Raw genomic sequence first — 13615 nt, 5'->3', positions numbered from 1 at the left:
ATCCCGTAAAATCCGATTGGTTCAACTAATAATCAGTGGGGGATGGAAAAAACCTCCACTGATTAAAGTTTCACTTCATTATAACAAACGTTACAAGAAAGTAGAGGGGAGAAATCTGTCTCTTTATAAAGTAGTTATTTATAAAAAGTCACATAAAAAGAACTCGCCAGACGTATGACGAGTTCTTTAGTGTATTATTGTTGAATTGCTGCATCTAAAGCGATTTCAATCATTTCGTTAAATGTAGTTTGACGCTCTTCAGATGTTGTTTCTTCGCCAGTGAAGATGTGATCGCTAACTGTTAATACAGATAATGCATTTACACCGTATTTCGCTGCTAATGTGTAAAGAGCAGTTGTTTCCATTTCTACTGCTAATACACCGTAATCTCCAAGTTTTTTAACCATGTCCATGCTTTCACGATAAAACACATCTGCTGTTAAAACGTTACCGACACGAACGTGTAATCCTTTTTCAGTTCCAGCATCATAAGCTTTCTTTAAAAGGTCAAAGTTTGCAGCTGGTGCAAAATCAAATCCTGGGAATGTTAAACGGTTCATATTAGAATCAGTACAAGCCGTCATTGCGATAATAACATCACGAACTTTTACATCTTTTTGAATTGCACCGCAAGTTCCAACGCGAATTAAATTTTTAACTCCGTAGCTTTGGATTAATTCGTTTACATAAATAGAAATAGAAGGAACACCCATACCTGTACCTTGAACAGATACACGTTTTCCTTTATAAGTTCCAGTGAAACCTAACATACCACGCACATTATTATAGCAAGTAACGTCCTCTAGAAATGTTTCAGCGATATATTTTGCACGTAATGGATCACCAGGTAATAGAATAGATTCAGCGATTTCGCCTTGTTTTGCTTCGATATGTACACTCATAAAAAAGTCCTCCTTATAATGTATTGATAGAAATCAATATCATTTGCATTATACACTACGAATCCTTTCAATTAAAATCTTTTTATTATTTGTAATATGTGCAAAATAGGAGGATTTCATAAATCATAATCTAGAATATATATCTTAAGAAGTTTTGTATGAATAGAGACAATAAAAATGGTAGGTGATGTTTTGAAAAATCTTGTCATTGGGCTTATTGCGTTAGTACTTATTGTGGCAGGAGGATTTTACATAAAAAAATATCAAGAAAACGAAGAGACTGTAGGAGATGTTCAGGAAGTAAAGTGGGATGTTTCAAATGGAAAGGGAAATGAGAAAGTAGATATTGTATTTCAGTTGTTAAACAACAAGAATAATGAAATTCGTGGTGTAAATGATCAAATGCGGGCAGTGATTGTAGATGGACAGTTAAAAAACATACAACAAATTAAACCCACATTTGCAGGGAACGGGTCATATAAGTTATCTTCCAAAATAGCGAAAGACGAAGAATATACAATATTTTTATACGAAGACAAAAATAAGTCCGTAGAGTCATTCGCTAGGAAGAATTTTGGTAGAACGAAAGAGGAGAACAATAAGAAAAAAGTGAAATTTCCAATCGACAGTGTACTTACAAAAAAAATAGGAGAGTATGAAGTTTCTCTTTTATTTGGCGCATTACATCCGAATGAACCAGTTACGTTAACATTTCAGTTTCAAGCGAAAAAGGGTGAAAAATTGAAATTGCATTCAGAGAGAGGAGAAGTAGAGTCACTCTATATAGTGGATGAAACGAAGGAGAATTTTTTATACGCTATGCCTGTAGATACGGATGAGCAATTACAATACCGAATTACATTTCCTGCCGAGGGCACGTATAAAATGTGGGGGAATTTCTATATAAATGGTAAGAAGTATGAAAAAGAATTTATTGTACAAGTTCAAAAAAGAAAAAACAGCTAAGAATTTAGCTGTTTTTTCTTTTTCCTATTAATTTTGTTACAGAGAGCATTGTAATTGGTAAAGAATGATTCTTCCTAAATGCTAAATATTTACCGCTCCATGCTGGTTTATATTTTTCTTTAAAATGTCGTAATCCGCTGAAACTATACGTATAACGAACGTTATTAAAGATTGCAGCAGCCACTCGTTCAGACCAGAAAGACTGTGTGGATAAACCAACATTTGAAAGTGGTGCCATACCGATATTAAAGGAGTGGTATTCATTTTCTTTTGCCCACTGGAATAAGTGGATGAAAATTGCGTCCATAATGCCGCTAGGCGCATCTGGATAATATCGCATTAAATCGACAGATAATGATCCGTTTTGATATACAGGCATGAATGTTGTGAATGCAATAATTTTTCCATCCGCATCAGATAATGTTGCGATAGGAGCGCGACTAATATATTCACGATCGAAGTATCCGAGTGAAAAACCTTTCTCTTTTTTTCCACCAAGCCATGCATCTGAAACTTTTCTTAACTCTTCATATAATTCGTCGGAGAAAGGTGGCTCATGAATAGAGAATGTATAGCCTTCTCTTTCAAAACGGTTGAAAGTAGCTCGCATGCCAGCGCGTTTCTTTCCTGTTATTGTAAAGGTATTTAAATCAACAACAGCTTCTTCACCAAGCTTAAAGAAGTTATAACCAAAATCGTGGTATAAACTCATCCATTTACTTTCAATTTGATAGAATACACAAATGTATCCAAATCGATCAGCCTCAGCTAAAAATTCTTGCAATACAGTACGATAGGAGGAAGGGTCCCCAATTGGATCACCCAGTACAATAAGTCGTTTTCCAGTTATTGAGAAGAGAATGAGTGCTTTTCCATCACTACTGAAAAAGAACTGTTTATCTCCTAAAAAACCTAAATGACTAAGTACATTTCCACCATGTTCATCTAAGAAGTTTTGTAATCGTTTATCATTAGCTGGTTGCCCGGGAAATTCATTTCGATAACGATTTGCAATGAGTGAACCAATTAGTAAAAAAGTAGGAACAAAAAAGGCAGCTGCTAATGCACTTCGTTTTACTTGTGTAATATTACGAACGACAAAATCAGGTTTGAAAGCTTCTTTTGCACCTGCAAATAAAATGCCTAAGTTTTTATATAAATATAACGTTACAAGTAGGAATATAAAAACTTTTACGATATCGGAAAGTGAGACTTCCATTTTCTCACGTACAAACCTTTTACGAAGCATATACAATACAGCGAGTACGATTAATAAAATAAAAGTTTCTTCAACATCAATTCCTTTTAGTGTGTTAAAAATAGCCGCTCCAATTAAAGAAACAATCGTCATATAATAAGAACGTTTTGTTCCGTAATATATCCCCCGCGAAAGAATGAGGAGGAGAATACCGAATGTTAGCGATAAGCTAAAAGAAAATTGAATAAGATGTTTTGGAGCTAGAATATGTAAGGCGTGTGCCCGATTTATACTTGTCGGTAGAATGGTTGATAAAATAACCATTAAGCCAGCAAATACTGTTAAAGCAGCAGATGCCCAAGAACCTAACTTTCCTAGAAAGTCACGCTGCAAAGTCCATATAACACCAGTTGTCTCTAATGCAGGCGCAATAAAAGGTTTATCTTCAAACTTTTTAATGGCTACTCCTGTCATTTCAAAAGCTGCAAAAATGAGACCAAGGCAGAAGGGCAAGATGTAATAGACGAGACGATATAATAACATAGCAGGGAGTAAAACACCTGTATCGATGCCGTATTGCCCAAGCCCAGTTAAGAAGACAAGATCAAATGATCCAAGGCCACCAGGAACAAGACTAACGACACCAGCTAAAGCAGCAATAACATATACGCCTAAAAACTTTTGGAATTCGATTTCAATGCCAAATAATAGTAATATGACGTACATAACAATACCAGCAGATACCCATTCGACTAATGAAACTAATGAGTATAAAACAGTTGGGTTTTTCTCCTCTTCTTCTTGTTCCTCTGTTTGCGTCGCTTTTCTATTTTTTAATTTAGAAAATCCGATATATATAGGGACGAAAAGAGCGAAGAAGATAAGAACAGGCCATAGCCATGGTTTTTCATGCAAAATAAATCTCGTGTCTAATATTCCGATAAGACCAAGAAATGAAAGAATGGCTAATCCATTAATAAAGGCAGTTGTCATCCAAGCGATACTTTTAATAAGTTTTCCATTTTCTTTTATATATGGACGATAAAGCATTGTGCGTACGCCGGCTCCAACAAGACCACCAAACCCGATAAATCCATTTAAAGTATTAGCAATCCACGAGATACGGAAAATCTTTTGGACAGGAATATCAGCTTTTAAGTAACGAAGCATAACATAGTCATAAAAGAACATTGTTGATACAGCGAATGCACCAAGTGTAATTGCTAAAAAGACTCCTCCAGTTGGAATGTTTTTAATTGTATCAATCGCTTCTAAAAAAGAAATGCCCGCTAATTCTTTTTTTGCTTGAAAGAATACAATTGTTAATACAACAAATGGGAAGATAATTTTCCCGATTTGTAAGAAACGTTTCCATGAAAACGACATAAATACAACTCTCCTTGTATAAGAAAACTGAGACAATAATATTATTATGACAAACTTCAAGAAAAATAAAAAGGTAATTTCCTGTATAGGGGAGCTATTTTTTATATAGGTATATTTAAAAGAATATTTTGTTTATCGGAAAATTAAGTTAGAATAAGGTGAAAGAAGGGTGAGGGGGGAGTATATGATTATAAAAGGTTACGTAGGATATGAGTTAGAAAAAGAGAAACCTAATACATCAGAAGATTTTTTTAACAGATCTGAAGTGACATATATATTAAATGGTAAAGAGAAAACTTTTTCGGTTTTATACGTTCGATATTTTGAAGAAGTTTTACAAGAAATTACTCCTTTTGAAGGAAATCCAGTGTATAAAGTAGAAGAACAAAACATATATTTGCGCGATATTGTAGCGATATGTTGTTTAATGAAAGATAAGGAGCTTCGTGCGCAAAAACGTTTGTATTTAAATAATATGGAAGAATTTCAACAATATTTTGATGAGGGAACGGTGTCGAAAGTACAAGAAATATTGGCTGAATTACATAAAAATAAAAGAGTAGAAATAGCGTGAAATGGCAAAGGAGAGAGAAAAAATGTCTAATTTGATGGTTGAAAATCAAACAGAACAAGTTTCTATATTTTTAGAAGATGCTATTAATTTGATAACCAATTATGTAAATTATCATACGTTACCTTCTTTATTAGAGGAAACACCAGCAGGGAATGAGCGATATTATAAAGGGTTATTAGCATCAATGAGACGACTTCTCGTTTTTTGCGAAGAAGGACAGGATGCATGTTTTGTTTTGTTGAATAGCCAGCCATTTCGAAAAACAGCAGCTGAAAAAATTTTATATAAGATTTACCATCAAGTAATTGCAGAGTTTTTTTCACCGAAGAGTGATCATTGGTATGAAAATAGTCGGTCTGCATATACAGGGAAAAATTCTATCGTTTTTCAACAAACACCACCTGCATCTTTAGAGCAAGTGATGAAGAGTTTAGAAGGTAAATTTCAATTGATGCGTGAAGAACTAGAATATTATGAGACGGATTATCAGACAAAGATGTTACACAAATATTGATTGAGGAAAAGAAGCTAAGGTGACTTAGCTTCTTTTCCTTTTATACAGTTATATAAGGGATTTTCATTGAATATAGTTAAGTGGATAGCATTAGGGAGGTGCAACATGAATCAGCAAGGTGTATTTACAGATTACTTTCATGAAGTAGAAAATTGGTGTGAAAGTGTTCTTCACGTATTAGATAGTCGCGCAATGGAAGTGTATGATGTCCATATGCTTGCTTATAAAATTCAGACGTTATTAGAGCGTATGAAAGAGCATGAGTATGAAACAGATGCAGAGTTTATGTATGAAATAAGCGATGATGTAGAACATATTCAGCATCACTTGCAGGAAGTATTTATGCAAGAAGAAGAGGAATATGAATTATATGAAAGAGGGGATAGTGAACGAGCTGTCCCAATTGGAGGACATACACTCCCGCCATTACCTTATCCATATAATGCGTTAGAACCGTATATTTCTAAAGAAATTATGATGTTACATCATGATAAACATCATCGGAGTTACGTGGAAGGATTAAATAAAGCAGAGAAGATGATGGAAGAAGCGAGAAAAACAAATAAATTTGATTTAATTAAGCATTGGGAAAGGGAAGCGGCTTTTCATGGGTCAGGTCATTACTTACACACGATATTTTGGAATAACATGAAAAAAGACGGTGGTGGAAGTCCAAGAGGAACTTTTTCACAACAAATTGAACAAGATTTTGGGAGCTTTTTACGTTTCCAAAAACATTTTACAGAAGCAGCCTCTAAAGTAGAAGGTTCAGGCTGGGCAATTCTCGTTTGGGTACCCCGGTCTGGAAGGTTAGAAATTTTGCAAAGTACACTTCATCAATTATTTACACAATGGGATACGATACCGCTCCTTGTACTAGATGTCTGGGAACATGCGTATTATTTACAATACCAAAATCGAAAAGATGAATATATTAAAAACTGGTGGAATGTTGTAAATTGGCCTGATGTAGAAAAAAGGTTTGAAACTGCGAAACAAATTGAATGGACACCATATTAGACGCAAATTCTCTGCGTCTTTTTTAATGGAAGTAGAAGGAAGATTTCGTTCATATTTTAAAAGGCCAAGCATACACTTGTACAAAAAGTGCCAAAAGGACGTGGGGGGAAATATGAGACGAATTTGTGTAATCATTACGCTTCTTATGATGTATGCAAGCGTTATGCCGATTCCTACATATGCAAAGATGAACAGCAATGTTAGTGCTCGAAATGCTGTATTAATGGAGCAACAGTCTGGTCGTGTATTATACGGAAAGGCAGAACATGAGCCTCAAAAAATTGCTAGTATAACAAAAATTATGACCGCCTTATTAGCTGCTGAATCAGGGAAGATGAAAGAAATGGTATCAGTTAGTAATGAAGCGGTGAGGGTGGAAGGATCGGCAATCTATTTAAAGCCTGGACAAAAAGTGAAGTTAGAAGATTTAGTATACGGACTCATGCTTAGATCTGGTAATGACGCAGCGCAAGTAATTGCTGAAAGTGTGGGTGGGAGTATAGATGGATTCGTATATTTAATGAATCAAAAAGCGAAAGAAATTGGAATGAAAGATACGCACTTCTCAAACCCTCATGGCTTAGATGGAGATGGATCACATTATTCGTCGGCTTACGATATGGCATTATTAACGAAATATGCAATGGGAAACGAGACATTTAAGAAAATCTTTGGAACCAAAACATATAAATCAGATTCTTGGGATTACCCGTGGAAAAATAAACATAAGCTGGTAACGTCTTATTATGAATTTGCAACAGGGGGAAAAACAGGCTTTACGAAGAAAGCTGGGCGAACGCTTGTTACAACGGCATCAAAAGGTGGACTAGATTTAATTGTCGTAACTTTGAGTGCCTCTAGTGATTGGGATGATCATATGAATTTGTTTGATAAAGGTTTTGACCGTTTCAAACAAACGAAAGTTTTAGGACAAGGAGCAATTGCTGAAATAAATGAAAAGAAGTATGCCAACCATGTTTATACGAAAAATAGTTTTTCGGTACCGTTAACTGAAGAAGAAAAAAAGAACGTAGTATTAAAAGTTGAACTCGATAAAAGTACAAAACTTACGGATGGAGTAAAGGTTGGGAAGACAGACATTTATGTTGGTAATGAAAAAGTTGGAGAACGGAATTTATTTTATAGTAAACGAAAGTTAGTAGCTACAACGGGACTTTACTGGAATAATGTGAAAGAAATTTTTTCTTACATGATAGGTGTTGGGAACGATGGTTAATCTCGTATGGGTAGCGATGGCTGTCATTGGGATTGTATACGCCATGATAAATGGAACGATGGAAGAAGTGAATAAAGCTGTATTTGACGGAGCAAAAGATGCGGTAACGATTTGTATAGGACTTATTAGTGTTTTAGTATTTTGGCTCGGTTTAATGAAAATTGCAGAGGAAGCCGGATTGTTAAAAAAATTAGTTACACTTTTTATGCCGATAGTAAAAAGGTTGTTTCCAGAAATACCAAAGGATCATCCGTCTATGGGATTTATTCTATCAAATATGATGGCAAACTTTTTTGGTCTAGGTAATGCAGCGACCCCTCTTGGTATTAAAGCGATGGAACAACTGAAAGAGTTAAATGGAGGAAAGGATTCGGCGAGCCGTTCTATGGTGACGTTTCTAGCATTAAATACATCAGCTATTACATTAATTCCTACGACAGTCATTTCCATTCGAATGACGTATGAATCAGCGAATCCTACTGAAATTGTTGGGGTAACATTTATTGCACAAGTACTTTCTATGATTGGGGCAATTTGGATTGACCGCTATTTTTACCGAAGAAGGAGTAGAAAGGGGCGGAAAAAATGAGCATTGTAAATACAATTTCCTTATGGGTAATCCCTTGTGTAATTGGTTTTATCCTTTTATATGGCACAATAAAGAAAGTGCCGACGTATGAATCGTTCGTTGAGGGAGGAAAAGAAGGGATTCAAATTGCAATTTCCATCTTACCGTTTATGGTTGGAATGCTTGTGTCTATTTCTATATTCCGGTCTTCAGGTGCGTTAGATGCAATGATATCGGTAATGAAGCCAATGTTAGATTTGATCCATGTTCCAGCGGAAATTGTACCCTTAGCACTTATACGCCCTATTTCAGGCTCTGCTGGTTTAAGTATTACGACCGATTTAATTGCAACATATGGGCCAGATTCGTTTATTGGGAGATTGGCTTCTACGATGCAAGGGAGCACAGATACGACTTTCTATATTTTAACTGTATATTTTGGAGCGGTTGGGATTAGAAAAATGGGGGATGCACTAAAAGTAGGACTTTTTGCAGATTTAATCGGGATTATATGCTCAATTGTGTTCGTTTCTTTATTGTTTCAGTAATACTATTCATTTTTTACGCTATTTCGCTTATAATACGTATACGACCACTATTAAGGTGTAGCTTAATAGTGGTTTTTTTATGTGGTATTTTTGACAAAATGATGAACTTTTATTGTGAGAAATATGAAAAATATGGACAATAATAAAGGGTAAAAACATGATTTGACCTTTATATGTTTATTATCATCGCTATGTTGTTTAAGTAAGATGAAGCGAATAGCCGTAAAGCGTATGCGGTTGCCAAGTCTTTCTAATGTAAGGTAAGATAAATTCGAGGTGAAAAAAAGAAATGGAACGATTACAAAAAGTGATTGCGCAAGCAGGTATTGCATCGAGAAGAAAGGCTGAGGAATTAATTCAGCAAGGAAAAGTGAAAGTTAATGGAAAAATAGTGAAAGAGTTAGGGACAAAAGTAACTCCTCAAGATAAAGTAGAAGTAAACAATATCCCTCTTGAAAAAGAAGAACCTGTTTATTTTTTACTATATAAACCAACTGGCGTAATTTCAAGTGTATCAGACGATAAAGGAAGAAGTGTTGTAACGGACTTTTTCCCGGAAATTACACAACGTTTATTCCCAATCGGACGCTTAGATTATGATACGTCTGGCGTATTATTAATGACAAACGATGGGGACTTCGCAAACGTATTAATGCATCCTAGATATAAAGTTGAAAAAACATATGTTGCAAAAATAAAAGGGCCATTAACAGGTGAGAAAATTCGCATGTTAGAACGCGGTGTTACGTTAGAAGACGGTAAAACAGCACCAGCACGTGTGAAAATTATTTCTTGGGACAAGCGTAAAGAGATGGCTATTGTACAATTAACAATTCATGAAGGACGTAATCGTCAAGTACGTCGTATGTTTGAAGCGTTAGACTGTAAAGTAGTGAAATTAAAACGTGAACGTTATGCTTTCTTAGAAGTAGGAAGCCTGCGACCTGGTGATGCGAGAGAATTGACACCACATGAGGTGAAACAATTACGCGCGCTTGCTTCTACAAAGCCAAGATAAGCTATAGAGTTAAAAATTCACCAGTGGAGTGCTCTGCTGGTGATTTATTCAATACAACATTTACAGAAGATAATACATAACATTTACCGAGGAGAGGAGAGGTAATATGAAGAAAAATCGCTTATTATTTCGCGTTATTATTCTACTCATTTTATGTGGTGCTGTAGGATTTACCCTTTATCAAGGATTCTTTGCTAATAAAGAGAAAATGCAAATCGGAAAAGAAGCACCTAACTTTATTGTGACGGATTTAGAAGGAAAGAAAATTGAACTAAAAGATTTAAAGGGAAAAGGTGTATTTTTAAACTTTTGGGGCACGTGGTGTAAACCTTGTGAAAAAGAAATGCCTTATATGAATGAATTATATCCAAAGTATAAAGAAAAAGGCGTTGAAATCATAGCGTTAGATGCAGATGAAACGGATATTGCAGTAAAGAACTTTGTGAACCAATATGGTTTGAAATTCCCAGTTGCCATTGATAAAGGACAAAAGATTATAGGAACATATGGAGTAGGTCCTTTACCGACAAGCTTTTTGATTGATAAAGATGGAAAAGTAGTGGAGCAAATTATAGGGGAACAAACGAAAGAACAGTTAGAAGGGTATTTAAAGAAAATTACTCCGTAATAAAGAAAGCCTTTACATAAGGGGTGCGTGTTTATAGTGCCTCTGGTTTAAAAATTCTGAGTATTGCGGTAACTTGAGGTTAGAATATACAATAGTACATATAGATACAGGGGCGGTGAGAGTGTTGAAAGAAATTAAATGTGAATGTGGACATGTTAATCCGATAGGAACCGTTTTTTGTGAAGCTTGCGGGAAACCATTTGAAAGCAATGAAAATGCAAAACTATTGGATATGCGCTATGAGGGGAGTGCACGGAGATCTCTCACGCAGACAAAAACGATAGTCGATAAAATTTGGAGCTTTTTCTCTTCTGTAAAAGTAGGTGTATGGCTAATCGTAATAACTTTAGCTGCATCAGCGATAGGAACTATATTTCCGCAAGAAATGTACATAACTCCAGGTATTGCACCAGCTGAATATTATAAACAAGAATATGGATTTTTAGGACAATTATACTATCAATTAGGGTTTAATAATTTATACGGTTCATGGTGGTATATGATTTTGATTGCTTCTATCGGTATTTCACTTGTGATATGTAGTTTAGACCGCGTTATTCCACTTTATAAAGCTTTAAAAAAGCAAGGCGTAAAAAGACATCCTAGTTTTTTAAAGAGACAGAGATTATATGGGACTGGTACACCGCAAGAAGGTGACCTGGAAAGAGTGCAAGAGAATTTAAAGAAAAGAAACTATAACGTGAAAGTGGAAGACGGAAACGTTTTAGCAGAAAAGGGACGCTTCTCGCGTTGGGGTCCATATGTAAATCATATCGGTCTTATTATCTTTTTATTCGGTGCGATGCTTCGTTTTTTACCGAGTATGTACGTAGACGAAGCACTTTGGTTACGTGACGGTGAAACGAAAGAAATACCAGGGACGGATGGACAATACTACTTAAAAAACGAGAAATTTATAAAAGAAGTTTATGATAAAAGTAAGGACAAGGAAGTTTTTGATGAAGCGATTGATCGTGTAGGCGATAAAATGATTGCGAAAAACTTCCAAACGAATGCCGTATTATATAAAGCAGTAGGAGAAAATATAGCAGGACAAAAACCGAAATTAGAAAAAGTAAAAGAAGCGGAAATTCGAGTGAATGAACCACTGAAATTTGATCAATTTGCAGTGTATCAAGTTTCTTATAAAGAAAGTGAATTTAAAAGTATGTCCTTTAACTTGCAAAATAAAGAAAATAATCAAAAGTGGGGACCAATTAAAGTAGATTTAACGAATCCTAAGGAAAAATATGATTTAGGAAATGGTTATTCTCTAGAACTATTAAGCTATTTTCCTGATTTTTATTTTGATGAGAATGGAAAACCAAATACAAAAACGAAATTACCAAACAATCCTGCATTTGTATTTAAAATGTTTACACCTGAAACACCAGATGGTGAAGTGAGTTTTGTTGGTATTCAGCAAAATATAGAACCAGATGGAAACAACAAATATAAAATGTCGTTTGCAGGTGTTGAAATGCAAAATGCCACAGCACTTACTGTAAGAAAAGATTTAACGCTTTGGATTCTCGGCATTGGAGGATTTATATTTATGGTTGGTGTCATTCAAGGTATGTATTGGAATCATCGCCGTATTTGGATACAACGTGTTAATGATGAATGGTGGATTGCAGGGCATACAAATAAAAATTGGTTCGGTTTAAAGAAAGATATTGAAAGAGTACTAGAAGGTACAGCAATTCCACAGCCAAATGATAAAGTAATTGATAAAAAAATTAGTTAAGGTGGGGAAACGATATGGTGCAAATAAGTAGTAACTTTCTCTTTACCGCATTTATTTTATATTTAATTGCCACTCTATTTTTCGGGGGAGCAATTAAAGAAAAGGGTCATAAATGGGCAAATGTAGGAATAACGATTACAATTTTAGGGTTTATTGCACAAACAGTATATTTTGTTACAAGGTGGATTGCATCAGGACATGCGCCAGTTAGTAACTTTTTTGAATTCGGTACATTTTTCGGCATGATGCTTGTAGGAGCATTTATTGTCATGTATTTTATGTACCGTGTAAGCATAATCGGACTATTTGCATTACCAGTTGCGCTTTTATTAATTGCCTATGCAAGTATGTTTCCGAGGGAAATATCTCCGCTTATTCCATCTTTAAAAAGTAATTGGTTACATATTCACGTGACGACGGCAGCAGCAGGACAAGCCATTTTAGCGATTAGTTTTATTACAGGTGTTATGTATTTATTGAAAAATGTAGATCAATCGACGAGAAGTAAACGTACATTTTGGCTAGAGACGGTAGTATTTACACTTGTTTGTACAGTTGGATTTATTGGAGTAACAACGGTATTTTCTAGTATGAAATATGAAGCGAAGTTTCAATGGATTGATAAAAATGAACAACAAGTGGAAATGAAATACAATCTTCCGGCTTTAGTTGGACCGCACGAAGGGAAGTTACTGACAGAAAATAAATTAGAACCGGCAGTTGAAGTTCCAGCGATTGTAAATGCGAAAAAATTAAATACTGTTATTTGGTCAGTGTTAGTTGGAACATTACTGTATATTGTATTAAGACTTGTTTTACGGAAGCGAGTATCGGCGGCACTTCAGCCGTTAGTAAAGAATACGAATAGTGATTTACTAGATGAAATCGGATATCGATCTATTGCAATTGGATTCCCAGTGTTCACATTAGGTGCATTAATTTTTGCGATGATTTGGGCACAAATAGCGTGGACACGTTTTTGGGGCTGGGATCCAAAAGAGGTTTGGGCACTTATCACTTGGCTCTTTTATGCGGCAGTATTACATTTACGCCTATCAAAAGGATGGCATGGAGAGAAGTCAGCTTGGCTTGCAGTAATTGGTTTTGCAATCATTATGTTTAACTTTATTGTAGTAAACTTAATTATTGCCGGTTTACATTCATATGCATAGAGAAATAAAATAGGGGAGTGCATGTCACTTTCCTATTTTATTTTTGTCAACTTTTCTTCTTTTTTGAGAAAAACATGACAAAGTAGCGGTTGATTTTGTAAAATGATGTCGAGGACATTATATGCTGTTCAAAAAAA

13 protein-coding genes are annotated in these 13615 nt (G+C 35.2%); 11 read left to right on the top strand and 2 right to left on the bottom strand.

The features are described 5' to 3' along the window. Nucleotides 1-194: 194 nt before the first annotated feature. Complete coding sequence (gene deoD / locus ACTFR3_RS09285) at nucleotides 195-902, bottom strand: purine-nucleoside phosphorylase (RefSeq protein ID WP_000110707.1); 708 nt, start codon at nucleotides 900-902, stop codon at nucleotides 195-197. 177 nt (nucleotides 903-1079) lie between these two features. On the opposite strand from deoD, the gene ACTFR3_RS09280 reads away from it, so the two are divergent. Beyond that, the gene (locus tag ACTFR3_RS09280) at nucleotides 1080-1868 is read left to right on the top strand and encodes a hypothetical protein (RefSeq protein ID WP_000232610.1); all 789 of its coding nucleotides are present in this window, start codon (nucleotides 1080-1082) and stop codon (nucleotides 1866-1868) included. A 4-nt stretch (nucleotides 1869-1872) separates the two neighbouring features. On the opposite strand, the gene mprF is transcribed toward ACTFR3_RS09280, so the two are convergent. Further along, entirely contained in the window at nucleotides 1873-4452 is a 2580-nt protein-coding gene (gene mprF, locus ACTFR3_RS09275) for a bifunctional lysylphosphatidylglycerol flippase/synthetase MprF (RefSeq protein WP_000010848.1), read from the bottom strand. A 184-nt stretch (nucleotides 4453-4636) separates the two neighbouring features. Between mprF and ACTFR3_RS09270 the strand changes: the two genes are divergently transcribed. The 10 genes from ACTFR3_RS09270 (at nucleotide 4637) to resC (ending at nucleotide 13478) form a co-directional block, all read left to right on the top strand. Further along, on the top strand, nucleotides 4637-5026 hold the full coding sequence (locus tag ACTFR3_RS09270; RefSeq protein ID WP_000584367.1) for a hypothetical protein: 390 nt from the start codon (nucleotides 4637-4639) through the stop codon (nucleotides 5024-5026). 22 nt (nucleotides 5027-5048) lie between these two features. After that, complete coding sequence (locus ACTFR3_RS09265) at nucleotides 5049-5540, top strand: YpuI family protein (protein ID WP_000067557.1); 492 nt, start codon at nucleotides 5049-5051, stop codon at nucleotides 5538-5540. A gap of 105 nt (nucleotides 5541-5645) precedes the next feature. Continuing rightward, a complete protein-coding gene (locus tag ACTFR3_RS09260) occupies nucleotides 5646-6560 on the top strand; it encodes a superoxide dismutase (RefSeq protein ID WP_001075741.1) in 915 nt (304 codons plus the stop codon). A gap of 112 nt (nucleotides 6561-6672) precedes the next feature. Beyond that, a complete protein-coding gene (gene dacB, locus ACTFR3_RS09255) occupies nucleotides 6673-7797 on the top strand; it encodes a D-alanyl-D-alanine carboxypeptidase DacB (RefSeq protein ID WP_001252638.1) in 1125 nt (374 codons plus the stop codon). Next, the gene (spmA, locus tag ACTFR3_RS09250; protein WP_000247811.1) at nucleotides 7790-8386 is read left to right on the top strand and encodes a spore maturation protein SpmA; all 597 of its coding nucleotides are present in this window, start codon (nucleotides 7790-7792) and stop codon (nucleotides 8384-8386) included. Before dacB ends, spmA begins: the two co-directional genes overlap by 8 nt. After that, nucleotides 8383-8913: a spore maturation protein SpmB gene (gene spmB / locus ACTFR3_RS09245; RefSeq protein ID WP_000029514.1), complete on the top strand. Its 531-nt coding sequence runs from the start codon at nucleotides 8383-8385 to the stop codon at nucleotides 8911-8913. Before spmA ends, spmB begins: the two co-directional genes overlap by 4 nt. A gap of 289 nt (nucleotides 8914-9202) precedes the next feature. Further along, complete coding sequence (gene rluB, locus ACTFR3_RS09240) at nucleotides 9203-9931, top strand: 23S rRNA pseudouridine(2605) synthase RluB (RefSeq protein ID WP_000440556.1); 729 nt, start codon at nucleotides 9203-9205, stop codon at nucleotides 9929-9931. A gap of 106 nt (nucleotides 9932-10037) precedes the next feature. Then, on the top strand, nucleotides 10038-10559 hold the full coding sequence (gene resA, locus ACTFR3_RS09235; RefSeq protein ID WP_000742192.1) for a thiol-disulfide oxidoreductase ResA: 522 nt from the start codon (nucleotides 10038-10040) through the stop codon (nucleotides 10557-10559). Between the two features lie 121 nt (nucleotides 10560-10680). Further along, nucleotides 10681-12306, top strand: a complete 1626-nt coding sequence (resB, locus tag ACTFR3_RS09230; RefSeq protein ID WP_000910524.1) for a cytochrome c biogenesis protein ResB — start codon at nucleotides 10681-10683, stop codon at nucleotides 12304-12306. 14 nt (nucleotides 12307-12320) lie between these two features. Continuing rightward, entirely contained in the window at nucleotides 12321-13478 is a 1158-nt protein-coding gene (gene resC / locus ACTFR3_RS09225; RefSeq protein WP_000250083.1) for a cytochrome c biogenesis protein ResC, read from the top strand. Nucleotides 13479-13615 lie beyond the last annotated feature (137 nt).

The sequence above is a fragment of the Bacillus cereus group sp. MYBK14-1 genome (assembly GCF_051916885.1).
GTDB classification, from domain to species: domain Bacteria; phylum Bacillota; class Bacilli; order Bacillales; family Bacillaceae_G; genus Bacillus_A; species Bacillus_A cereus.
The sequence above is the reverse complement of the archived record's forward strand: the minus strand, read 5'-3'. Positions and strand labels throughout refer to the sequence as shown.

Bases quoted from the DNA above. Each gene is read 5' to 3' on its own strand.
- deoD (WP_000110707.1), bottom strand. From the start codon at position 902: ATGAGTGTACATATCGAAGCAAAACAAGGCGAAATCGCTGAATCTATT.
- ACTFR3_RS09280 (WP_000232610.1), top strand. From the start codon at position 1,080: ATGGTAGGTGATGTTTTGAAAAATCTTGTCATTGGGCTTATTGCGTTA.
- mprF (WP_000010848.1), bottom strand. From the start codon at position 4,452: ATGTCGTTTTCATGGAAACGTTTCTTACAAATCGGGAAAATTATCTTC.
- ACTFR3_RS09270 (WP_000584367.1), top strand. From the start codon at position 4,637: ATGATTATAAAAGGTTACGTAGGATATGAGTTAGAAAAAGAGAAACCT.
- ACTFR3_RS09265 (WP_000067557.1), top strand. From the start codon at position 5,049: ATGTCTAATTTGATGGTTGAAAATCAAACAGAACAAGTTTCTATATTT.
- ACTFR3_RS09260 (WP_001075741.1), top strand. From the start codon at position 5,646: ATGAATCAGCAAGGTGTATTTACAGATTACTTTCATGAAGTAGAAAAT.
- dacB (WP_001252638.1), top strand. From the start codon at position 6,673: ATGAGACGAATTTGTGTAATCATTACGCTTCTTATGATGTATGCAAGC.
- spmA (WP_000247811.1), top strand. From the start codon at position 7,790: ATGGTTAATCTCGTATGGGTAGCGATGGCTGTCATTGGGATTGTATAC.
- spmB (WP_000029514.1), top strand. From the start codon at position 8,383: ATGAGCATTGTAAATACAATTTCCTTATGGGTAATCCCTTGTGTAATT.
- rluB (WP_000440556.1), top strand. From the start codon at position 9,203: ATGGAACGATTACAAAAAGTGATTGCGCAAGCAGGTATTGCATCGAGA.
- resA (WP_000742192.1), top strand. From the start codon at position 10,038: ATGAAGAAAAATCGCTTATTATTTCGCGTTATTATTCTACTCATTTTA.
- resC (WP_000250083.1), top strand. From the start codon at position 12,321: ATGGTGCAAATAAGTAGTAACTTTCTCTTTACCGCATTTATTTTATAT.